Origin of the sequence: Xanthomonas campestris pv. asclepiadis, assembly GCF_020784175.1 — a bacterium.
In the GTDB taxonomy this organism is placed as follows: Bacteria; Pseudomonadota; Gammaproteobacteria; order Xanthomonadales; family Xanthomonadaceae; genus Xanthomonas; species Xanthomonas campestris_D.
On the sequence record NZ_JAJGQM010000021.1, the window covers coordinates 54,710 to 76,499 of the forward strand.

General features: G+C 69.1%; 17 protein-coding genes and 3 pseudogenes. 12 read left to right on the plus strand and 8 right to left on the minus strand.

Annotation, left to right across the window (positions count from 1 at the left end; all coding sequences use genetic code 11):
* Nucleotides 1-78: 78 nt before the first annotated feature.
* The 5 genes and pseudogenes from LL972_RS11455 (at nt 79) to LL972_RS11475 (ending at nt 7,229) form a co-directional block, all read left to right on the plus strand.
* Complete coding sequence (locus LL972_RS11455) at nt 79-1,071, plus strand: AAA family ATPase (protein WP_228327710.1); 993 nt, start codon at nt 79-81, stop codon at nt 1,069-1,071.
* 13 nt (nt 1,072-1,084) lie between these two features.
* On the plus strand, nt 1,085-1,981 hold the full coding sequence (locus LL972_RS11460; RefSeq protein WP_228327711.1) for a DUF58 domain-containing protein: 897 nt from the start codon (nt 1,085-1,087) through the stop codon (nt 1,979-1,981).
* A 43-nt stretch (nt 1,982-2,024) separates the two neighbouring features.
* The gene (locus LL972_RS11465; protein WP_228327712.1) at nt 2,025-3,203 is read left to right on the plus strand and encodes a BatA domain-containing protein; all 1,179 of its coding nucleotides are present in this window, start codon (nt 2,025-2,027) and stop codon (nt 3,201-3,203) included.
* Nucleotides 3,200-5,472: pseudogene (locus LL972_RS11470) on the plus strand (hypothetical protein). Before LL972_RS11465 ends, LL972_RS11470 begins: the two are co-directional and overlap by 4 nt.
* Complete coding sequence (locus LL972_RS11475; protein WP_228327713.1) at nt 5,469-7,229, plus strand: carboxypeptidase regulatory-like domain-containing protein; 1,761 nt, start codon at nt 5,469-5,471, stop codon at nt 7,227-7,229. The pseudogene LL972_RS11470 and the gene LL972_RS11475 overlap by 4 nt, the downstream one beginning before the upstream one ends.
* Nucleotides 7,230-7,352: 123 nt before the next feature.
* Here LL972_RS11475 and LL972_RS11480 read toward each other — a convergent pair whose 3' ends face one another.
* On the minus strand, nt 7,353-7,997 hold the full coding sequence (locus LL972_RS11480) for a DUF938 domain-containing protein (RefSeq protein ID WP_228327714.1): 645 nt from the start codon (nt 7,995-7,997) through the stop codon (nt 7,353-7,355).
* A 183-nt stretch (nt 7,998-8,180) separates the two neighbouring features.
* On the opposite strand from LL972_RS11480, the gene LL972_RS11485 reads away from it, so the two are divergent.
* Nucleotides 8,181-8,537 carry a hypothetical protein gene (locus LL972_RS11485; protein ID WP_228327715.1) on the plus strand — a complete coding sequence of 119 codons (357 nt, stop codon included), beginning with the start codon at nt 8,181-8,183 and terminating at the stop codon, nt 8,535-8,537.
* Between the two features lie 93 nt (nt 8,538-8,630).
* Here LL972_RS11485 and LL972_RS11490 read toward each other — a convergent pair whose 3' ends face one another.
* Nucleotides 8,631-9,419 carry an EcsC family protein gene (locus tag LL972_RS11490; protein ID WP_228327725.1) on the minus strand — a complete coding sequence of 263 codons (789 nt, stop codon included), beginning with the start codon at nt 9,417-9,419 and terminating at the stop codon, nt 8,631-8,633.
* Nucleotides 9,420-9,593: 174 nt separating this feature from the next.
* Between LL972_RS11490 and LL972_RS11495 the strand changes: the two genes are divergently transcribed.
* On the plus strand, nt 9,594-10,067 hold the full coding sequence (locus tag LL972_RS11495; RefSeq protein ID WP_228327716.1) for an SRPBCC family protein: 474 nt from the start codon (nt 9,594-9,596) through the stop codon (nt 10,065-10,067).
* A gap of 129 nt (nt 10,068-10,196) precedes the next feature.
* On the opposite strand, the gene proP is transcribed toward LL972_RS11495, so the two are convergent.
* The 5 genes and pseudogenes from proP to LL972_RS11520 form a co-directional block, all read right to left on the minus strand.
* Nucleotides 10,197-11,687: a glycine betaine/L-proline transporter ProP gene (gene proP / locus LL972_RS11500; RefSeq protein ID WP_228327717.1), complete on the minus strand. Its 1,491-nt coding sequence runs from the start codon at nt 11,685-11,687 to the stop codon at nt 10,197-10,199.
* A gap of 355 nt (nt 11,688-12,042) precedes the next feature.
* Nucleotides 12,043-12,379 (minus strand): annotated as a pseudogene (locus LL972_RS11505) (thioredoxin family protein).
* Nucleotides 12,380-12,400: 21 nt separating this feature from the next.
* The gene (locus LL972_RS11510; protein ID WP_016902952.1) at nt 12,401-12,799 is read right to left on the minus strand and encodes a host attachment family protein; all 399 of its coding nucleotides are present in this window, start codon (nt 12,797-12,799) and stop codon (nt 12,401-12,403) included.
* Nucleotides 12,800-12,899: 100 nt separating this feature from the next.
* A complete protein-coding gene (locus tag LL972_RS11515; RefSeq protein WP_228327718.1) occupies nt 12,900-14,036 on the minus strand; it encodes an alpha/beta hydrolase in 1,137 nt (378 codons plus the stop codon).
* A gap of 311 nt (nt 14,037-14,347) precedes the next feature.
* Nucleotides 14,348-14,797, minus strand: a complete 450-nt coding sequence (locus tag LL972_RS11520; RefSeq protein WP_266104586.1) for an NUDIX domain-containing protein — start codon at nt 14,795-14,797, stop codon at nt 14,348-14,350.
* Between the two features lie 401 nt (nt 14,798-15,198).
* Here LL972_RS11520 and LL972_RS11525 point away from each other — a divergent pair, with 401 nt between their 5' ends.
* The 4 genes from LL972_RS11525 (at nt 15,199) to LL972_RS11540 (ending at nt 18,884) form a co-directional block, all read left to right on the plus strand.
* Nucleotides 15,199-15,855 (plus strand): SDR family oxidoreductase, encoded by a 657-nt coding sequence (locus LL972_RS11525; RefSeq protein WP_228327719.1) that lies wholly within the window; start codon nt 15,199-15,201, stop codon nt 15,853-15,855.
* A gap of 110 nt (nt 15,856-15,965) precedes the next feature.
* Nucleotides 15,966-17,036: a M4 family metallopeptidase gene (locus tag LL972_RS11530; protein WP_228327720.1), complete on the plus strand. Its 1,071-nt coding sequence runs from the start codon at nt 15,966-15,968 to the stop codon at nt 17,034-17,036.
* Nucleotides 17,033-17,344 carry a protealysin inhibitor emfourin gene (locus tag LL972_RS11535; protein ID WP_228327721.1) on the plus strand — a complete coding sequence of 104 codons (312 nt, stop codon included), beginning with the start codon at nt 17,033-17,035 and terminating at the stop codon, nt 17,342-17,344. Before LL972_RS11530 ends, LL972_RS11535 begins: the two co-directional genes overlap by 4 nt.
* 364 nt (nt 17,345-17,708) lie before the next feature.
* Complete coding sequence (locus LL972_RS11540) at nt 17,709-18,884, plus strand: HDOD domain-containing protein (protein ID WP_228327722.1); 1,176 nt, start codon at nt 17,709-17,711, stop codon at nt 18,882-18,884.
* Nucleotides 18,885-18,954: 70 nt separating this feature from the next.
* Here LL972_RS11540 and LL972_RS11545 read toward each other — a convergent pair.
* Nucleotides 18,955-21,243 (minus strand): annotated as a pseudogene (locus LL972_RS11545) (ATP-binding protein).
* 167 nt (nt 21,244-21,410) lie between these two features.
* Between LL972_RS11545 and LL972_RS11550 the strand changes: the two are divergent.
* Nucleotides 21,411-21,590 (plus strand): CsbD family protein, encoded by a 180-nt coding sequence (locus tag LL972_RS11550; protein ID WP_104535312.1) that lies wholly within the window; start codon nt 21,411-21,413, stop codon nt 21,588-21,590.
* The last annotated feature ends 200 nt before the right edge of the window (nt 21,591-21,790 follow it).

Genomic DNA, 21,790 nt, shown 5'->3' on the forward strand with positions numbered 1-21,790 from the left:
GCGCGATGAAGATTGACCGGTAACGCATCGCGCGCAAGCGCGCTCCTACGCCAGCAGCCAGACAACGAGACTTTCCCCATGACATCCCCCAGCGACGACACCCTCACCCGTCAGCTCTCCCAACTCGGTGCGCTGCGTGCGGCCCTGGCGCAGGCGGTGGTGGGCCAGGGCGCGGTGGTGGAGCAACTGCTGATCGGCCTGCTGGCCGGCGGCCACTGCCTGCTGGAAGGCGCGCCCGGCCTGGGCAAGACGCTGCTGGTGCGCTCGCTGGGGCAGGCGCTGGAGCTGCAGTTCCGGCGCGTGCAGTTCACCCCCGACCTGATGCCCAGCGACATTCTCGGCACCGAGCTGCTGGAAGAGGATCATGGCACCGGGCATCGCCAGTTCCGGTTCCAGCAGGGCCCGATCTTCACCAACCTGCTGCTGGCCGACGAGCTCAATCGCACCCCGCCCAAGACCCAGGCCGCGCTGCTGGAGGCGATGAGCGAGCGCACGGTGAGTTATGCCGGCACCACCTATGCGTTGCCGGCGCCGTTCTTCGTGCTGGCCACGCAGAACCCGATCGAACAGGCCGGCACCTATCCACTGCCGGAAGCGCAACTGGACCGCTTTCTGCTGCATGTGCGGGTGGATTACCCCAGCGAGCAGGAAGAGCGCGACATCCTCACCCAGACCACCGGCACCACCACTGCGCAGGTGCCCAGGGTGATGGATGCCGACAGCGTGCTGGCGCTGCAGCAACAGGTGCGGCACGTGCATGTGGGCGCGGACCTGCTGACCTGGATCAATCGCCTGGTGCGGGCCAGTCGCCCCGGCCCGCAGGCCAGCGAGGAGGTGCGCCAGTGGATCAAATGGGGCGCCGGCCCGCGCGCCGGGCAATCGCTGGTGCTGGCGGCCAAGGCGCGTGCGTTGTTGCACGGCCGCCTTGCCGCCACCCGCGAGGACGTCACCGCGCTGGCCGCGCCGGTGATGGGCCATCGCCTGTTGCTGTCGTTCGCGGCCGAGGCCGAACAACGCAGCGCCGACGATGTGGTCGCCGCGCTGCTGCGCGCCGTGCCGTTCCCGGCGTGAGGCGCGCGGCAACGTGAGCGAGGACGTGCCGGCACTGCTTCCTGCCGAGCTGCGCAGCCGCCTGCGCGGCCTGCAGCTGCGCGCGCGGCATGCGCAGGGCGCGCAAGGCATCGGCCAGCACGCCAGCCGCGGCCGCGGCGCCGGGCTGGAATTCTCGCAATACCGCGCTTACGAACCCGGCGATGCACTGCGCCAGATCGACTGGAAGCTCTACGCCCGCTCGGACCGCTTCTTCGTGCGCGAAGCCGAGCGCGAGAGTCCGCTGACGCTGTGGGTGTTGCTCGATGCCACCGCCTCCGCCGGCCAGGCCGATCAGGCGCGCCCGCAGGTCACGCGCCTGCAGGCGATGGCGACCCTGGCCGCGTGCGCTACGGAGGTCGCGCTGCAGCAAGGCGACCAAGTCGGCCTGTTCGCCATGCATGGCGGTGGCCTGGTGGCCGTGCCGGCCGCTGGCGGGCCGCGCCAGCGCGACCGGCTCTGGCTGGCCCTGCACGGGCTGCGCGCCTGCGGGCGCTGGCCGGGCATGGACGCCGTGCGTCCGCTATGGGAACGCATCGCCGCACACACCCTGGTGCTGTCGATTGGCGACGGCTTCGACGAAGAACTGGTCGGCGCGCTGGAAAAACTTGCCGCCGCACGCCGCGAAGTGATGCAACTGCAGGTGCTGACTTGCGACGAACGCGATTTCCCTTTCAACGGCGGGCATCGCTTCCGCGACCCGGAAACCGGCGAAGAACTGCTTGGCGATGGCGCCGCGATGCGCGCGGCGTATCTGCAACGCTTCGGCGCGGCCCAGCGCGCGCTGCAGGCACGCTGGCAGGCCGCCGGCATTGCGCACGCGGTGCATTATCTGGATGCGCCACCGGATGCGGCATTGCGCGCGCTGTTTGCGCACGGTGCGCGGCGATGAGCCGGCGCACCGGCTCGACCGCCGCGGCTGAAGGGGCGCAGCGGTGAACCTGCTCCTGCTGTTCACCGCCGGCCTGGCCGCGTTGGCCGCGTTGCTGCTGCCGTTGCTGATCCATCTGGCCCGACGCAGCGAACACCGGCCCACCGACTTTGCCGCACTGCGCTGGCTGCGCGCGCTGCCGCGCCCCCGGCACCGCGTTCGATTCGACGAATGGCCGCTGCTGCTGGTGCGCCTGCTGTTGCTGGCCGCCATGGCGCTGCTGCTGGCCGAGCCGGCGTTGCGCGACAACCGGCAGGCGCGCCCGCGCATCGCGGTCAGCCCCGGCGTGGATCTGGCCGCCGCCCGGGCACTCACCCACGCGGCCAACGCGCAGTGGGTCTGGCTGGCGCCAGGCTTCCCGCCGGTGGATGCCGATGCGGCACGCCCAGCTGCCGGCACCGCGCCGCCGGTTGGCAGCCTGCTACGCGAACTCGATGCCAGCCTGCCGCCGGACACCGCGCTGAGCGTGATCGTGCCCAGCCAGTGGGGGCCGCTGGATGCGCAACGCCTGCAGCTCTCGCGCGAGGTGCGCTGGCAGGTGCTGCCCGGCCAGTCGCCAGCTGTCGCTGTGGCGGCCGTCGAGCCGTTGCGGTTGCAGGCCATCGCCGACGCTCCCGCCGACCCGGCCCTGCGTTATCTGCGCGCCGTCCATGCCGCCTGGGCACTGCCCGGCGCACTGCCGGTGGGCACGCCCGCGGACGCTTCGCCGGCACGCTGGCCGGCCGGCACGGTGGTGGCCTGGCTGTCGCGGCGCCCACCGCCGGCGCCGGTCATCGCCTGGGTCGCGGCCGGCGGGCAGCTGCTGCTCGCTGCGCAGACGCCGGCCCCGCCCGCACTGGCTGGCCCGTTGCAAGCGCTGCTGCAGGATGCACACGGCGCCGCGCTGATAGACGCCAGCGCCGTCGGCCGCGGCCGTCTGCTGCGCTGGGCCGCGCCACTGCAGCCGCAGCAGCTGCCGGCGCTGCTGGAGGCCGATTTCCCCACCCGCCTGCACGACGCGCTGCAGTCGGTACCCGCACCACAGCGCGCGCTGGCGCAGACCCAGCAGCCGCAACGCGGCCCCGCCATCCGCCTGGTCAATGCCCCCCGGCCGCTGGCGCCGTGGCTGATCGGCCTGGTGCTGCTGCTGTTTGCGGTCGAACGCTGGCTGGCCACCGCGCCACGCCGGGGCACCGCGGCATGAGCACGCCGGAACTGCACCACGCTTGGCAGGCCGCGCGACGACGGCAGGCCGCAGGCGTATTGCTGTGCGGGCTGCCGATGGCCGTGCTGCCGGCGCTGCTGGCCTGGCGCAGCGGCGCACAGCCGGCGCTCCTGCCGATGTTGCTGCTGGGCCTGCTGGTGTTGCTCGGCGTGGCAGTGCTGGCGGCACGCCGGCTGGACCAGGCCTGGCTGATCCGCCGGCTGGATCGCGATACGGATCTGGAAGACAGCAGCGACCTGCTGTTCGCCCCGCCCGGGCAGCTCGGCCCGTTGCAGGCCCTGCAACGCCAGCGCCTGGAACAGCGCCTGCGCAGCACCCCGCGCGACCTGCGCCCGGCCTGGCCCTGGCGGCGCGGCTGGCCGTGGAGCCTGCTCGGTCTGCTCGCCTGCGCCGCGGTGCTGCTGTGGCCGCAATCTACCCACCGGCCCACGCCGGGCAACGACCGGATCGCCGCCGCCGGTGCCGGCACCGGCGCCCCCCACGCTGGGTCAGGCCCGGCTGCACAGCACCCCGCCCGCCTACACCGGCCTGCCACCCACCCGCCTGCCCGGCCTGGATGCGCGCGTGCCGGCCGGCACCCGGCTGCACTGGCAGCTGCAGGTCAACCCGGCGCCGCGCAGCGTGGCGCTGCGGCTGACCGACGGACGCAGCGTCGCGCTGGCCCGGCAGGGCACTACCGATTACTGGCAGGGCCAGTGGATCGCCGAGCGCGCCAGCCTGTACCGCATCCTCATCGATGGCGCCCCGGCCGACCGCCAGTTGCATCGCCTCGACGTGCTGCCGGACCGCCCGCCGCAGGTGCGCGTGCTGGCGCCCGAACAGAGCCTGGTGCTGTGGACGCCCTCCAATGGCGGCTGGACGCTGCGCTTCGAGGCAAGCGACGACTACGCGGTGGCCGCCAGCGCCGAGCTGCGCCTGACCCTGGCCCAGGGCAGCGGCGAGAACATCACCTTCACCACCCAGCGCCGCACGCTCGGCGGCAGCGGCCCGGCCAGGCAGCGCGGCTTTTTCCACCACGCTGCAGCCGCAGGCGCTGGGCATGGCGGCCGGCGACGACCTGATCGCCCAGCTCATCGTCCACGACACCCGCCAGCCCGGGCCGCAGGAAGGCCGCAGCGCCAGCGTGATCCTGCGCTGGCCGCCGCCCGAGCAGACCATGGCCGCCGGCCTGGGGGCCAGCGTCAAGCAGACCTTGCCGGCCTACTTCCGCAGCCAGCGCCAGATCATCATCGACGCCGAGGCATTGCTGAAGGAAAAACCCCGCCTGGACGCGGCCACCTACCTCAAGCGCGCCGACGCCATCGGCGTGGACCAGCGCCTGCTGCGGCTGCGCTACGGCCAGTTCCTGGGCGAAGAGAGCGAAGGTGCGCCCAAGGGCCTGCCGACCGCCGACGCGCCGCCAACCAGCGACGCCCCGGCCGACAATCTGCCCACCGCCGACATGCCCACCGCGGATGCACCGGCAACGCCTGCGGCGTCCGCGCCCGCCCGGGACGAACACGGGCATGACGCGCACGACCACGACCACGCTGCCGCATCCGAGGCCGGCGCCGCCGCGCTGGACGACCACGACCATGCGCACGGCGACGGCGGGCCCGAACGCAGTGGCTTCGGCCAGGCACAGGATGTGCTGTCCGAGTTCGGGCACACCCACGACCATGCCGAAGCCGCCACCTTGCTCGACCCGCAGACCCGCGCGCTGCTGCGCGCCGCGCTGGACCAGATGTGGCAGTCCGAGGGCGAGCTGCGCCAGGGCCACCCCGAGCGTGCCCTGCCGTTTGCCAACAAGGCGCTGGGCTTCATCAAGCAGGTGCAGCAGGCCGAACGCATCTACCTGGCGCGGGTCGGCACGCAGTTGCCGCCGATCGACCCCGGCCGCCGCCTGAGCGGCGACCGCGCCGGCCTGGGCGACCGTGCCGCCAGCCTGGACACCCGCCCGGATCCGGATCCGTCCGCGCTGCAGCTGTGGGACGCGCTGGGCGAACAGGCGCCGGTCCCGGACGCCGCCCTGGCCCGCTACGCGCAGTGGCTGCAGACCCAGCAGGACCGCCTGCCCGATCCGCTCAGCCTGGCCGCCGCGGTGGAAACCCTGCGCGCCGAACCGGACTGCGCCAGCTGCCGCGCCCAGCTGCGCGCCCAGGTCTGGCGCACGCTCATCGCCCCGCCGGCGCCGGTCCGCCGTCGCCCCACGCCGGACGCGCGCGGCCAGCGCTATCTGGATGCCCTGCGCCAGGAGCCGCAACCATGATGCTCTCGCTGTCCTGGCTGGTCGGCAGTGTCTTGCTGCTGGTCGTGATGGTGAGCTGGTGGCGGCTGCTGCGCGCGCACGCGCGGCAACCCCATGCGCGCTTGCGGCTGTGGCTGTTGCTCGCCGCCCAGCCGCTGCTCGCCGGCCTGCTTTACCCAGTGCTGCTGCCACCGCCGCGCGCCGGCAGTGCGAGCGAGCTGCATGTCGCGACCGCCGGCACCAGGACCGGTCAGATCCCGGTGGAGGCCGCGCAGTGGGTCGCCTTGCCCGAAGCGCCCGCCTTGCCGAGCGTGACACGCGTGCCGGACCTGGCCACCGCGTTGCGGCGCGCGCCCGGCACCACCGTGCTGGTCGTGCATGGCACCGGCCTGCCCGCACGCGACCGCGACACCCTGCGCATCCCGGTACGGCTGGCGCTGACCCCGGCGCCGGCCGGCCTGGTCGCCGTCGCCACGCCGCCCCCGGTCGCGCCAGGCGAACGCATCGCCATCACCGCCCGCGTGCAGGGCCTGCCGAGCGCGCGGGTAGAGCTGCTGGATCCGGCCGGCCAGGTGGTCGACACCGCCGCCACCGATGCGGCCGGCCAGGTGCAGCTGCGAGGCCTGGCGCGCGCACCCGGGCAGGTGCTGTTCGCACTGCGCCTGCGCGATGGCGCAGGCGCCGAACGCAGCCGCGTGCAGGTGCCGGTGCTGATCACCGCAGCGCCGTTCGCACACGTGCTGATGCTGGCCGGCGCCCCGCAGCCGGACCTGAAATACCTGCGCCGCTGGGCCAGCGATGCCGGCATGCAGGTGCGCAGCCAGATCGCCGTCGGCCCCGGCATGCAACTGGGCGAGGCCGCCGCACTGGACGCGGCCAGCCTGGACACGCTGGACCTGCTGGTCATCGACCAACGCCGCCTGGTCGCCCTGGGCAACGCGCAGCGCCAGGGCGTGCGCGCCGCGATCGGCCGCGGCCTGGGCGTACTGGTCCGCACCGACGGCCCCCTGGATGCTGCCACCCGCGCCGCGCTAGGCGCGCTGGGCCTGGCCGTGACAGGCGGCAGCAGCAGCGCCGCGGTCGCCGCCCCGCTGGCGCTGGCAGCGCCCGGCGCCATCGATCCGGCCGCAGCGCCGGCCGACGCCACGCCCCTGCCGCCACTGCAACGCCGCAACCTGCAACCGCAGGACGCCGACGCCGTGATCGCCGCACGCGCAGACGACGGCAGCGCGTTGGGCTGGTGGCGCCAGCAAGGCCGCGGCCGCATCGGCATCGGCCTGGTCGAAGACAGCTTCGCCCTGGTCCTGGCCGGCGGCGGCGACCTGCATGCCGCGCTGTGGGCGCAGCTGTTCGGTGCGGTGGCCCGCGCCGGCAGCACGGCGCCCGCTGCGGTGCAGACAGGCTGGTCGCAACAGCGCGTGGCGCTGTGCGGTGTCGCCGCAGACGCACATGTCACCGACCCCACCGGTCACTCCCAGGCGCTGCTGATCGATCCCGCCAGCGGCGCCCGGGCTTGCGCCGCCTACTGGCCGACCAGCGCAGGCTGGCATCGTCTGCAGACCGGCACACAACAGCGCTGGCTCTATGTCCGCGCGCCCGGCGACGCCTCCGCGCTGTACACCCAGCAAACCCGCGACGCCACCGTTGCGATGGCCGCCATCGACGCGCGTGCAAGCGTCGGCACGCCCACATCGCTACCCGGTACCCGCTGGCCCTGGCTGCTGGCCTGGCTCACGCTGGCCGCAGCACTGTGGTGGCTGGAACGACGCAGGCGCTGAATGCCGCATTGCAAGGCCACATCAGCGCAGGATCGCGTGCGGTGCGCTGTCAGGCACTCGCATTGGAATTTACTGCACGCATCACAGCGGCGCTGCCACATCGGCAACGTGTCGGCGACACACTCAACGCAACTGCCGTGACCACACCCGGCAACAGTTGTTCGCCGGCAACGCCACGTCGTCGATCAGTTGCAATCCCACCGACGCCGCCAACGCATCCACCGCTTCGGCATCGCGAATCCCCGATGCAGGGTCGCGCTCGCGCAACATCGCATCGAATGCGCGGTTGCTCTCGCTGGTGAATTGCCCATGGCGGTTGAACGGCCCATACACCACCAGCAGCGCATCCGGCGCCATCACCGCAGGCAACCCCGCAAACAAGGCCTGCACCTGCGGCCAGCCCATGATGTGCAGGGTATTGGCGCTGTAGACCGCGTCATAGCCGGCAGCCTCGCCTACCTGCGCAGGCGGCAATGGCGGTGTGGGCGCGAGACCGGGCGTCGGCGTCAACACCGCCTGCAACGGGATCGGTGGCGGCGTATTCGGCAATGCCGCCTCGTCCAGCCACTGTGTCATTCCCGGCAGATGATCGGCATGATCGCTGGCCTGCCAGCGCAGCCACGGCATCGCCGCCGCAAAATGCACCGCGTGTTGCCCGGTCCCCGCACCGATTTCCAAGACATTGCGACGGTCGGCAAAGTGCCGTTGCAACACCTCCAGGATCGGGTCGCGGTTGCGTGCAGAGGCTGGCGAAAAAGGCTTGGTCATAAGGAGCATCGAGAGAAAATGTCAGGACATCCCTGCAGTATGGATGCAAAACATCCAGCGAGCTCATGCACTCATCGGTGGTTTTCACGCAGGCGCATGCCCATCGATTTAGCGATCCCATCCCAAATGCCTCGCTATCGTTTGTGCATGATGAGGCGGGGACATACTCCAGAGGATATCTGCATGAACAAGGCCGTTGCTTTTTTGACCACGAGCTTCCTCGCAGTTGTTGCAAGTCTTTCCACCGCACCCACCGCAAATGCACAAGCTTCAACTGTCATACTCGATTGCGCTGGCAGTGATTATTGCTGGGCTGGCGTAGATAGCCCGGGGTCACCAACGCCATTCAAGTATGCGTGGACCTTCAACAATACTGCTGGCGCCATCTTCCCTAGAAATTGCAGCAACAGCGAGGATTGCAACTTCTATTGCCCACGTGGAAATACGTTCATCACCGCCAATGTCATGGTGAGCGACGCTAATAATCAGTTCATCGGCTCGGCGAGTGCGCGCGCACTCTGTACACCGCAACCGCTCTGACCCCGGGCAGGAATATCGCCTGCCCATTATTGAAAGTGGCACCGAGCCACAAGGGTCTGTCCCCATCCTTGTGGTCCGGTGCCTTCTCACTGTTTAACTTGTCAATGCCTCATACGCACGCCGCACCGCATCCTCGCCATACCGTCGCTCCAGGCGGCGCACGATGAAGTGCCCGCGCGCCATCGCCTGGAAGTGGCGCATGAACACCGTGTTGAGGGTTGCGCCGCTGACCGCACCGACCAGCGGCACCGCCTGCACGGCGAGTTTTTCGCCGACATTGACCGAGAACTTGGCCGCAACACGCGACACCAGCGATACCAGCACCGGCGCGCCCTTGCTGGCAAACCCGTGCGCGGCAACGTAATGCGCCGCGGCGCTGAGTTGCTGCGCCATCGCGGCACGCACCGCGAAGTAGCCCGATTCGGCACCGTCGTCGCTGACACTGCGCCCGCCATGCGCCAGCACTTCCAGGCAGGCCAGCGCGGTTTCCGGATCGTGCAGCGACTCGCCTTCGGAACGGGCGATATCGGCGATGGAGCGCAGCATCACCGTGGTGGTCACCGGCAGCTCCACCAACAGCCCAGGCAGGCCGAAGAATCCGCCCGCACCACCGGCGACAGCCACCGCCATGGTGTGGCGTGCGGTGGACGCAGGCTGCTGCAGATCGGTCGTGCCGCGCAGGCTCAGTAATGCCGATTTCATCGCCACCTGCAGCGCGCGGCGGGTGACGCCGTCGATGCTGCGGGTGACCAGCTTCGGCAGCCGTCGGGTGATCAGGCTCTCGATCGGCGCGCCCAGCGCATTGGCCAGTCGGGCCGTTACGCCGGGGTTTTCCAACAGCGCGTGCGCGGTGGCCAGATCGTGTTGCGCGGCAACGTCCATCACCGTTATCGGAAGCGTCGTCATGCCTGCTCTTCGTTGTTGGGGGCTTGCGCCGATGGTACCCAGCGCCATGTGAGCGCCGGACGAGCGAACCCGGCAGTCAAAAAAAGATCATTCTGCATCTGGCCCGCAAAATGGGCCATCATCGGGATTCACGTCGCCAATGCCGGTCAGATGAATCGTGCGATCCGCTACAGCATCGTCATCGCGGCCGCACCGGAAGTGGTCTGCGTCGCGTTGTCCGAGCCCGTGCGGCTGGCGTGCTGGTGGACGCGTGAAGTGAGCCTGGTCGAGAACCGGGTGCGGCTGGACTGGAGCCGGCAGGGCTGGCGGGTGGAGCTGAGCATCGACGACGGCGCCGACTACCGCCTGGTGCTCTGGCGCTGCCATGCCTCCAACATGCTCGACACCGACGCCTGGAAGGGCACGGTGATGCGCTTCGATCTGCATTCCACCAGCCAGGGCACGCAGGTGGAGTTCGAACACTCCGGCTATCGCGACTCGCCCTGCAAGGACGCCTGCGCACGCGGCTGGCGCTTCTTCCTGGGCAGCAGCCTCAAACGCTACGTGGAAACCGGCGAAGGCATGCCCTCGGCCGACATGCTCAGCCCCGAGCTGCCCGACGGCGGCGGTGGCGCGCTGCGCTAGCGGCGGCAACTGCAGGCACGCATTGGCATTGCGGCGTGCACGGTCGCCACCGCTGTCTCGGACTCGCGGCCTTGCGCGCCGTCCGCCCCGGCGGAGCATCGATGGCCCGGCCGCGCGCGCCGAGCCCGCTTACGCCGTGCGTGCCGGGCCGATGGACGGCGCCGTGCTGCCGGGCAGCTGCGCATCCACCGTCACCGGGCTGTCGCCGCGCAGCAAGGCGCGTGCCTCGGCATCGCTGGCCACCGCCGGCGGCGAGCCACGCAGCGGCAGGCCGGCGGTTTCGCGCACGAACAGCATGGTCACCAGGCCGATCGCCGCCGCACCCATCAGGTAGTAGGCCGGCACCAACGGGTCGCCGCTGCGCTCCACCAACCAGGCGGTCACCAGCGGTGTGGTGCCACCGAACAACGACACCGACACATTGAAGGCGATCGACAACGCGCTGTAGCGCACCGGCGTGTAGAACAGCGCCGGCAGCGTGGACGGCATCGAACTGGTGAAGCACACCAGCGCCAGGCCGAGCAGCATCAGGCCGGCGAAGATCAGCCCGTCATGGCCGCTGCCGATCAGCAGCAGGCAGGGGATGGCCAGCGCGAACAACGCGATGCAGGCACCGATGATCATCGGCCGGCGCCCCAGCCTGTCGCTGAACAGGCCGCCGACGATGTTGAGCGGCATCATCACCAGCATCACCAGGATGATCAGCAGCAGGCCCTTGCTCTCGGCATAGCCCATGGTGACGCTGAGATAGCTGGGCATGTAGGTCAGCAGCATGTAGTCGGTGACGTTGAAGACCAGCACCAGGCCCACGCACTTGAGCAATTGCGGCCAATGCAGGCGCAGCAGGGTCAGCAGGCCTTGCGCGGCGGTTTCCCGCTCGCGTTGTTCGGACTGCTCGGTATAGGCGCGAAATGCCGGGGTTTCTTCCAGCTTCATGCGCATGTACAGGCCCAGCAGCCCCAGCGGGCCGGCAATCAGGAACGGCACCCGCCAGCCCCAGTCGAGCATCTGCGCCTGGGTCACGGTCATGTGCAGCGCCGTCACCGTGGCGGCGCCAGCGATGTAGCCGCCCAGGGTGCCGAATTCCAGCCAGCTGCCCATCAATCCGCGATTGCGGTCGGTGGCGTATTCGGCAATGAAGGTGGCTGCGCCGCCGTATTCGCCACCGGTGGAAAACCCCTGCAACAGCCGCGCCAGCAACAGCAGCGCCGGTGCCCACAGACCAATTTTGGCGTAGGACGGAATCAGGCCGATGCTAAAGGTGCCCAGCGCCATCAGGATCATGGTCGCCGCCAGCACCTTCTGCCGTCCGTAGCGGTCGCCGAGCGGGCCGAACACCAGCCCGCCGATCGGCCGCACCAGAAACGCAACGGTGAAGGTGGCAAAGGTGGCGATCAACTGCGCGGTCGGATTGCTGGCCGGGAAAAACACCTGCCCCAACGTCACCGCCAGATAGCCGTACACGCCGAAGTCGAACCACTCCATCGCATTGCCCAGCGCGGCGGCGCCCACCGCCTTGCGCAGCATGCCGCGGTCCACCACGGTGACTTCGTCCAGTTGCAGTTGGCGGCGGCGCTTGAACCAACCGAAGTGCGAGGCAATCGCGCGCGTATCGTGCATGTGTCGTGTCTCCAGGTGCGGCCATCGCTGCCCGCTCGCCCTGGCAACGCACAGGACACGGCGCATCAGTCAGGCTTGGCGATGGCACAGGCACAAGATGACGCCGGAGGCATTCCCGGACGGCCGCGTGGACTCAGCGACGCTGCGGGACAGACGACCAAGGGATGGGCAATGCCCAAGGGCTTGATCAGCCCGCTATGGTACTACAGTGCGCAGATCGCTGCAGGCGCGATGCTGCCACATGGCGAAAAACCGCTTGTTTCAAGGGATCTGGCGCGATGAACTTATGCATCGCGCCATCACTGCGCGGGGCATCTGCATGCCATGGTGGGCCATCGATCAGGCGCGTTGCGCGCTAGATCGGCGCCTCGCCCAGCTGCGACAGCAGCGGTTGCAAATCCTCGCGCGTCTGCGGGCGCACGGCGCGTGCGACTTCCACGCCATCGCGCAGCAGGATGATGGTCGGCCATAACGTGACGCGAAACGAGCGGCCCAGGGGCCGCCCTTTTCCATCTTCGAACTTGCGGTAGTCCAGCGCCGCAATGCCACCCAGCAACTTTTGCAGCAGCGGCTGCGCGGCAATGCAGTGGCCGCACCAGTCGGTGCCGAACTCCAGCACCTGCAGACCGGCCTGTGCATCCACCCTCACTACGTTCGGGCGCCTGGGTGGCGTAGTCGCGAACAAACCCCATCGTCTCGCCACTCCGGTGTGCTTACGACAATGCGCGCTGGATCTCTTCCAGCGGCAGGTTGGTCAGATCCTTGGCCAGGTCGCCGACCAGGCGCTGCTGGGTTTCCTTGTGCAGCAGCGGGCGCACGCGGCCCAGCGTGGTCGGGTCGGCGACCAGCACCAGATGGGTGTACTCGTGCTTCAGCGCGCCATCGTTCAAGGCATGCGACAACTGCTTGGCAAAGGTCATTTCATCCATGTCCGCTTCGCTGAGATCCTGCGGCGCCTTGCCGGCCGGGCCATCGTCGTCGACGTTCTGCACATCGGTGCGCGCGTGCTGGCGCAGCACCACCTTGGCTTCGTTACCGGTGTTGGTGAACCAGCGCGCTTCGCCGCCATCGGCCACCACCACCAACGCACCCTGAGGAATTTGCAGACTCATTCGATTCTCCTGATAGAACGGCGTTGCATGTGCAACGCCAGTCGGCCTCAACCTAGGTGAGAGGATGTAAGCACCGCGCCTAGCCGGTGTCAGCGTGGCGTTAGCGTGGAGCGGCCAACGGCGGCGGCGGCAGCCCAAGGTGCTTGCTGAAGAAACGCGCGGCCACCCGCAGCGCCTGCTGGCTCTCCGGCAGCGCATTGGTGAGGTGGAAGGCGTGCCCCAGCCCGTCCCACACATGCAGATCCGATTCGCGGCCCAGATCCACCAGGCGCGCATGCGTGTAGGCGGCATTGCTCAGCTCGGCAGCACGCGTAGCGGTCAGAAACAGCGTGGGCGGGAACTGCTGCAGCACCGCATCGGAAAACACCGGCGACACCAGCGGATCGTGGAAGTCCACGTTGTCGCCGTAGTACAGGTCTTCCCAGATCGGCAACGCACCGGCCTTGTCCGGCAACAAGGCATCGTTCACTGCCGCCACCACGATGCGCGAATCGCCGCGGTAGCGCGCATCGCCTGCGGCGCAGAACAGCCCGGCCGCCGCCGGCATCGGCAACTTCTCCTTGGCGAACCACGCCAGCGATTCGCCGGTGAGCACGCCGCCGGCCGAACAACCGAACAAGCCGATGCGCTCTGGCGCATAGCTCTTGAGCGCGGCGCGATACACCGCCGCCACATCCTCGCTGGCGGCCGGGAACTGGTGCTCGGGCCCCATCCGGTAATCCACCGCGACCACGGTCATGCCGGTCATCGCCGCCAGCGGAATGGCCTCCATCAACCCGAACGAGGCCGCGCTGCCCATCACGAAGCTACCGCCATGCAGTTCAATCAACACGCGCCTGGCCTGCTCGGGTGTGCGCGTGCGCGGCTCCACCCGAAGCACCGGCACACCGTTCCAGGTTTCGGGCGTGATCTCCACCGCGTAGCGCGTGCGCAGCTGCGCAATCACGCCCTTGGCCCACCGTTCGGTGTCGGCACGGATGCCCGGCAGTTGCTTGAGCAAGGTGGCGTTGTCGGCCTTGTCCAACGGATCGGCGCGGGCCACCCCGTTAGCCATATGCGCACGTGCAGCCGGGCTCAGGAACTCCGACACCGGCAGGTCGAATGCAGGCACGTGCCGGATGCCATCCGGGGCGGATGCGGCGGCCGGTGTGGCCGGCTCGGCGGCGCTTGCGTGCACGCTGCACGCAGTACAGATCAATGTGAGCGCGAGCGTTTTGTTCAACCAATGACGTGTCATTCGGTGCCCTCCCAGGCAAGTCGAACCGGCGAGGATAGCGCCAGCAGACGGCGCACATGATGTGCTGGAAGTCGTGCAGACACGCGCGTTGCATGTAACGACGCGATGTAACGCAAATACTGCAACTACGCACACCGCAGCGTGCAATCAGGCCATCGCATCAAACGTACGCAAGCGGTCGGCATCGCAGGCAGCGCACGCGTCGCCCTGCATCCGCGCGAACATCGCGGTGCCGCAAGCATCAGCACCAACACTGCGCAGGCCGGTGCATCGCCGCCGGCACCGGGTCCAGCGGCATCGATGCGTTGCACTCAGGCGGCAGGTGCCGACGCCGCAGTTGGCAGATGCTGCAACGCCTGCAACGTGGAGGTGGTCAGCGGCGACGGCAGCGCGTCGAGCGCAAACCAGCCGATGTCGGCAATCGCTTCGGGCTCGCGCCGCACGGCGTGCTCGCTGCCCTGGATCGCGGCCAGATACACCGGCGCGACCCAATGCTGCGGCGGCGTCAGGTCCGGCTCGAAGTAGCTGACGATGCACAGCACGGCCTGCAGTTGCACGTGCAGGCCGGTTTCTTCCAGCACTTCGCGCACCACCGCGTGTTCCACCGTTTCCATCCAGTCCACCTTGCCGCCGGGCAGGCCCCAATGGCCTTGCTCGGGCGCACGCCCGCGCTGCACCAGCAGCAGGCGGCCATCGGCGCGGCGAATGAACGCGCCGCATCCGACGCGTGGGCGAAGGTCGGTCTCGATTGAGCTGGACATGGGGATTCCGAAGGTGTGGCGCCGTAGTGTCCCAGATGTGCGGCAGGCAGGCGCCATCCCGGTGATCGGCAACGGGCTGACCGAATGGAGCATGGGCGACGATCTGCGTTGCCTCTGTGCCCTGCACGCCGGTAGCGACGGCCGACGATGCCGGCGCTGCTGCGCGATGCCGCTGGATCGATGCAGTGCATTGCCTGCGCGTGGTCACGTGACGCGCAGGGCGATCGCGATGACACGGCACGGCCTGCGTCAAGGACGCATCGCCTCCGGACATCCACGCACCGCATGCCGGGAACAACGTTTCTCCAGGCGCCTGCGCGGCCGATAACGCTGCCTTAGCGCCCTGTTGGCGAGGATGCGTGCAGTCCGCGCCGCAATGGCGCGCCGTCTTGGAGGTTGAGATGTCTCGTATCGTGTTGATCGGCGGCCATGGCAAGGTCGCGCGTCTGCTGACGCCGCTGCTGGTGCGCGGCGGGCATTCGGTCACCGCGCTGTTTCGCAATCCTGCGCACGCAGACGATGTGATTGCCGACGGTGCCACCCCGCAGCTGTTCGATATCGAACAGGCCGACACCGACGCCATCGCCGCGCAGCTGGCCGGCCACGATGCGGTGGTGTGGTCGGCCGGCGCCGGTGGCGGCGATGCGGCGCGCACCTACGCGGTGGACCGCGATGCGGCGATCCGCTCGATGCAGGCCGCCGAGCAGGCACGCGTGCGCCGTTACGTGATGGTGTCCTATCTCGGTGCCGGGCTGGAACACGGCATCGGCCCGGACGATGCCTTCTTCGCCTACGCGCAGGCCAAGGCCGCGGCCGATGCGCACCTGCGCACTACCCCGCTGGACTGGACCGTGCTGGGGCCGGGGCGCCTCACGCAAGACCCGCCCTCGGGCCGCATCACCCGCGACCCGGGCGGCGATGCCGACGGCGGCGTGTCGCGTGCCAACGTCGCGCAGGTCATTGCGGCGGCACTGGCGCTGCCGGCCACCATCGGCAAGACGGTGGGCTTCATCGACGGGCAGACGCCGATTCAGCAGGCCTTGTCGCAGCTGGAATGAACGCCAGGCCTATCGCGATCCGTGTGCCGGGCGCACAGTGGACCAGGCTAACGAATTCCTAAAGCCGGCCTCGGCATAGTCCCGGGCGCAGCCCATTGTGGAGGTCGCTCATGTCTGCATTTGTCACGCCGCGCCGTGCCGGCATTCTGCCGCCGTATCTGCTGGACCACGTGGCGCAGGCCGCACCCGAGCGTGCGCGTCAGTGCGCGCTGTCGTCGCGACAGATCACCGCGCAGCTGCGGCAGCAGCGCGCGCTTGGCCTGCTCGCCCGCGCCCAGGCGCTGGCCGCCGATGCGGCGAACACGCCCACCACGCAAGCGGTGCAGCGGCAGATCTACGACGCGCAACAGGGCACCGCACTGCCCGGCACCCTGGTCCGTGCCGAGGGCGCCGCCGCCACCGACGATGTGGCAGTAACCGAAGCCTACGACTATCTCGGCGCCACGCACGACTTCTTCCAGACCGTGTACGCGCGCAATTCCATCGACGGCGACGGCATGCCGTTGATCGGCACCGTGCATTACGAGCGCGGCTATGACAACGCCTTCTGGAACGGCGAGCAGATGGTGTTCGGCGATGGCGACGGCGAGATCTTCAACCGCTTCACCATCGCCATCGACGTGGTGGGCCACGAGCTCGCCCACGACGTCACCGAGCGCACCGCCAACCTGATCTACCAGGACCAGTCCGGTGCCTTGAACGAGTCGCTGTCGGATGTGTTTGGCGTGTTGATCAAGCAGTACACATTGCAGCAGCAGGCCAGCGAGGCGGACTGGATCATCGGCGCCGGCTTGCTGATGCCCGGCATCAACGGAGTGGGCCTGCGCTCGATGCGCGCGCCCGGCACGGCCTACGACGACCCGGCGCTGGGCAAGGATCCCCAACCGGCCAGCATGGACGGCTTTGTCGATACCCAGGAGGACGATGGCGGCGTGCACTACAACTCCGGCATTCCCAACCACGCCTTCTATCGCGCTGCCGTGGCCATCGGTGGTTATGCGTGGGAGAAGACCGGCCGCATCTGGTACCGCGCGCTCACCGGCGGCGAGCTGGCCGCCGGCGCGGACTTCGCCACCTTTGCCGCGCTCACCGTCCGCATCGCCGGTGCGGACTATGGCGCCAGCAGTGCCGAGGCAACCGCGGTGCAGCAGGCCTGGCGCGACGTGGGCGTGCTCGCATGAGTGCACAGCGTCCGCCGGTGGAGGCAGGCGTGACCTTGCGGCTGGCCCGCGAAGGCGGAGTGGCCGCCTTCCCCGCCATGCGGCGTGAACGGCAGCTGGTGATGGACGACCTGGACGATGCGCAGCGTCTGCAGCTGCGCGCCTTGCTGGACCAGTGCCTGGTGCATGCGTTGCCGCGCCCGCAGGCCGGTGGCGGCGATCGCCGCTATTTCAGCATCGCCTGGGACGGTGCCAGCGAACCGCTGCGCATCCCCGAAGAACATGCACCAGCCGCGATCGTGCGGCTGTGGAAGCAGGGCACGCTGTAGCGCGCTTGTGCCGCGATGCCGCCGCCCGCGACATCGCGTGCGCATCCATCCCCGCGCACAAACGAAGACACCGCGCAATGCGCGGTGTCTGTCGATCGAAAGTGGTCCAACTGCGGATGCCTGCACCCTTTAAGCTGCCTAGATGCTCTAGGGCTGCACAGCTGGTGACGCATAGTGCGGCCTGCTGCGTTAGCGCCACGTGCAGCGCAGTGGTCAACTGGAAGACACGCCACTCATCCCCGCAGTGCAGCATGGCATTGCCGGTGTGCGGGTGTCGGCATCGCGCGCCACCGCACGCCTGCATTGCCGTCAACACCGGCTTCGCGGATAGTCGCTGCACCGATCAGACGACCCCTGGACCTCCGTGATTGTGTTGCTGCTTGCTGCCGGACTGCTTGCCGGCCTGGGATTGGCCGGCGTCATCGCGTGGCTGCTGCTGCGCCATCGTGCGCAAACGGCCGGCGCATCTGCCACGTCTGCCGCCGCCATTGCGCCCGATACGCATGCCGCACCGGCGGCGCGCGTGCCCGAGCAAGCGGCTGTGCACGCGCAGACGCACGAGCAGGCACAAGCGCATACCGTTGCTGCTACACCACACCCCCTGCCGTCCGGGCCGCCGCCGATGCAGCCGCTGCTGCGCCGCATGTATGCCGCGGTGATGGCTACCCCGGCACTGGCCGACGGCCACCTGCCGACCGACCCGGCCCAGGCTGCGGTGCTGGATGCGGTCGGCAATGCGCTCGCCCATGTCGACCTGCGCCCGCAGCTGTTGCCGCGCCGCCCGCAGTTGTTGCCGCAGCTGATGCGGGCGGTCAACGACCCGGATGCCTCCGGCCGCGGCATCGCCGCGATCATCGCGCAGGACCCGGCGCTGGCCGCCAACCTGCTGCGTATCGCCAACAGCGCGCTGTATCGCCCGCAGGGCGGCCCGCTGGAAAGCCTGGAGCGGGCCGTGGTGCATATCGGCACCGAGGGCGTGCGCCAGATCGTCGCCGCCGCCGTCATGCAGCCGGTGCTGAGCCTGGAGGGCGGCCTCTACGCGCGCCTGCCGGCGGCGGTGTGGGACTACGCCCTGCGGACCGCCGCCGCCGCCGCCGCCTACATGCGCGAGCGCGCCGGCGATACCTTGGCGGCGCAGCTGGCCGGCCTGCTGCAAGGCCTGGGCGCGGTGGTGATCCTGCGCGTGCTGCGCGATGCCTACGCCGAGCGCCCCAGCCTGCCCTACAGCCTTGAAGTGGCGGCCGCACTGGTCGAACGCCACACCGCCGCCGTCGCAAAGACCATTGCCACCACCTGGGAGCTGCCCGCCGCACTGGGCACCGCGCTGGACGAGCAACGCCCCGGGCACGACAGCACCCTGCTCACCACCTCGCTCGGCATGGCGCTGCGTTACGGCCGGCTGGCCGCCGCGCTGGCCATGCTCGCCCGCCACGGCGCCGAGCAGCAGGAGCATGCGCTCGGTGTGCTGTCCACGCTGGAGCCGGACCACGCGGCCAACGCCGCGCTATGGCAACGGCTGGTCGCCTCCAGCGTGGAGTGAAGCCGGTCAGGTCGCGGCAGGGCGGCCACCCGCACGCGCGCAGGCAAGCGCCTGCGCAGCACCGCACCGCTCAGCCCTCGCTCGCAATCATCTCCTTGACCCGCGCCGCCAGCAGGCTGACGCTGAAGGGCTTGGCCAGTACCGCCATGCCCGGTTCCAGGTGGCCGTCGTTCAATTGCGCGTGTTCGGCAAAGCCGGTGATGAACAACACCTTGAGTCCGGGGCGGCCGACGCGCGCGGCGTCAGCCATCTGCCGGCCGTTCATGCCGCCGGGCAGGCCCACGTCACTGATCAGCAGGTCGATCCGCACCGGCGACTGCAGGATGCCCAGCCCGGTGGCGCTGTCGCCGGCTTCCAGCACGGTGTAGCCCAGCTCTTCCAGCACCTCGGTGAACAGCAGGCGGATGGACGGCTCGTCGTCGACGATCAACACCGTTTCGCCGGCCAGCGAGGGTGCCAGTTCCAGCGCGGCGGTGCCGCCGTCGCTGCTGTCGTCGGCACCGGCATGCCGTGGCAGGTAGATGCACACCGTCGAGCCCTTGCCCACTTCCGAGTGGATGCGCACCTGCCCGCCGGATTGCTTGGCAAACCCGTAGATCATCGACAGGCCCAACCCGGTGCCTTCGCCGATCGGCTTGGTGGTGAAGAACGGATCGAACGCACGCGCCACCACCTCCGGCGGCATGCCGGTGCCGGTATCGCTCACGCACAGCGACAGGTAGTGGCCTTCCGGCATGCCCAGCTGCTAGCCCATCTCGCAGTCGATCCAGCGATTGCTGGTCTGCACGCGCAGGCGCCCGCCGTTGGGCATCGCGTCGCGCGCGTTGATGCACAGGTTGAGCAGCGCGTTCTCCAGTTGCGGCGCATCCACCAGCGCCAGCCACAGTTCGGCGGCGGCGATGTTCTCCACGCAGATCCCCGGGCCCACCGTGCGCTGGATCAGCTCCAGCATGTCCACCACCAGCCGGTTGACGTTGGTGGGCTTGGGCAACAGCGTCTGCCGCCGCGCAAACGCCAGCAAGCGGTGCGTCAGCGCCGCCGCGCGCGTGGTGGCGCCCTGCGCGGTGGCCACGTAACGCTCCAGCTCGCGGAAGCGGCCTTGTTCGATCCGCAGGCTCATCAGCTCCAGCGCACCGGAAATGCCCGCCAACAGGTTGTTGAAGTCGTGCGCCAGCCCGCCGGTGAGCTGCCCCACCGCTTCCATCTTCTGCGATTGGCGCAGTGCCTCTTCCACCGTCATCAGCTCGCGCGTGCGCTCGGTGACGCGCTGCTCCAGCGTGTCGCTCAGCTCGCGCAAGGCCGCCAGCGCGCGGTCGCGCTCTTCCGACAGCGCGTGGCGCGCCTCGATGTCGAGCAACACGCCGGGAAACCGCAGCGGCGTGCCATCGGCGCCCTTTTCGACCCGGCCATTGGCTTCTAGCCAGTAATACTTTCCGTCGCGCCGTTTGACCCGGTACTGGTGAGCGTAGGCACCGCCGCGGGCAATGGCTTCGCCAATGGCCACGCGCAGCCCCTCGCGGTCATCCGGATGCACCGTCCGGATCACCTGTTCCAGCGTCAGCCCGCTGCGGCTGCTGGACGGATCGAAGCCGAAGTTCTGCGCAAAGGCCTCATCCACCGAAAACGCATCGGTGGGCAGGTCCCAGATCCAGGTGCCGATGATCGTCCCGGCCGCCAGCGCCAGCTGCACGCGCTCGGCATTGCGGCGCGCCACGGTTTCGGCCTCGAGCGCACGATCGCGCTCGCTGGTGCGGTTGACCACCTCATGCACCAGATGGGTGTTCTCGTTGCTCAACATCGCATGCTGGAGATCGCGGTTGCGATCGGCCGCCACCTGCGCGGTGGTTTCAATGGCGATATTCATCAACCCCACGATGCTGCCGTCTTCGCCGCGGATCGGCGAGGCGGTGGCATTCCAGTAGGTGATCTCGCTGACGCCATTGCGCAGCATCGGCAAGGCGATCACTTCCTGCCCGAAGCCTTCACCGGTCTGCATCACCCGCGCAAAGGCCTGCGCGATCGGCGCGTAGGTTTCCTTCCACACCTCGGTCACCGGCTGCCCCAGCGCCTGCGGATGACGCTCGCCCATCGACTGCACGTACACATCGTTGTAGAGCAGCCGCAGCTCCGGCCCCCACAGCACCGCACCGAGCAGGGTGGAATTGAGCACCACCGACAACGACGAGCGCAACGACTGCGGCCAGGTCTCCGGCGCGCCCAGCGGCGTGGCGGCCCAATCGTGTGCGCGCATCAAGGCCCCCATCTCGCCGCCCCCCGCAAGAAAGTCCAGGCCAACGGGCTCGATGGCGGGGCGCTCTGTGCTCACGTGACGGCATTGCCTGGCGAAAAGTGCGCGCATTGTGGCACGCAGCGGCCTCAGCAAGACGTGCAGACGCGCGCGTGCCCAACGACCGCGCTACGCGGCAGCCATGCGTGCTGACGCGGGGATGACGGCATGCCCACGTCGCACTCACGTCCTGCGGGTACAGACTGGGCCGCAACATCCCCAACCGTATGAGGCACCCCGTGGACAAGAACCGTATCGAAGGTACCGCCAAGCAGGTCAAGGGTTCCATCAAGGAAACCGTTGGCCGTGTCACTGGCGACAAGAGCACCGAACTGGAAGGCGCCGCCGAAAAGAACGTCGGCAAGGTGCAGAACAAGGCCGGCCAGGTCGCCGACAAAGTGCGCGACGCATCCAAGTAAAGCTGGCAAGTCAGCACTGTTGGCAGGCATTACGCCCGCCGCGCTGAAGCAGTGGATTGGCCGTCAGGCGTCAGGTATGACGATGTAGACGGTATACCCCACTTCGGCGAGAAATCGCACTAGGGAAGGTCTGAACAACGAGGCCTGAGAGTGCGGGATATCGCGTCGTTCCGGAGAGTCGCGTTTGGATTTTTGGATTT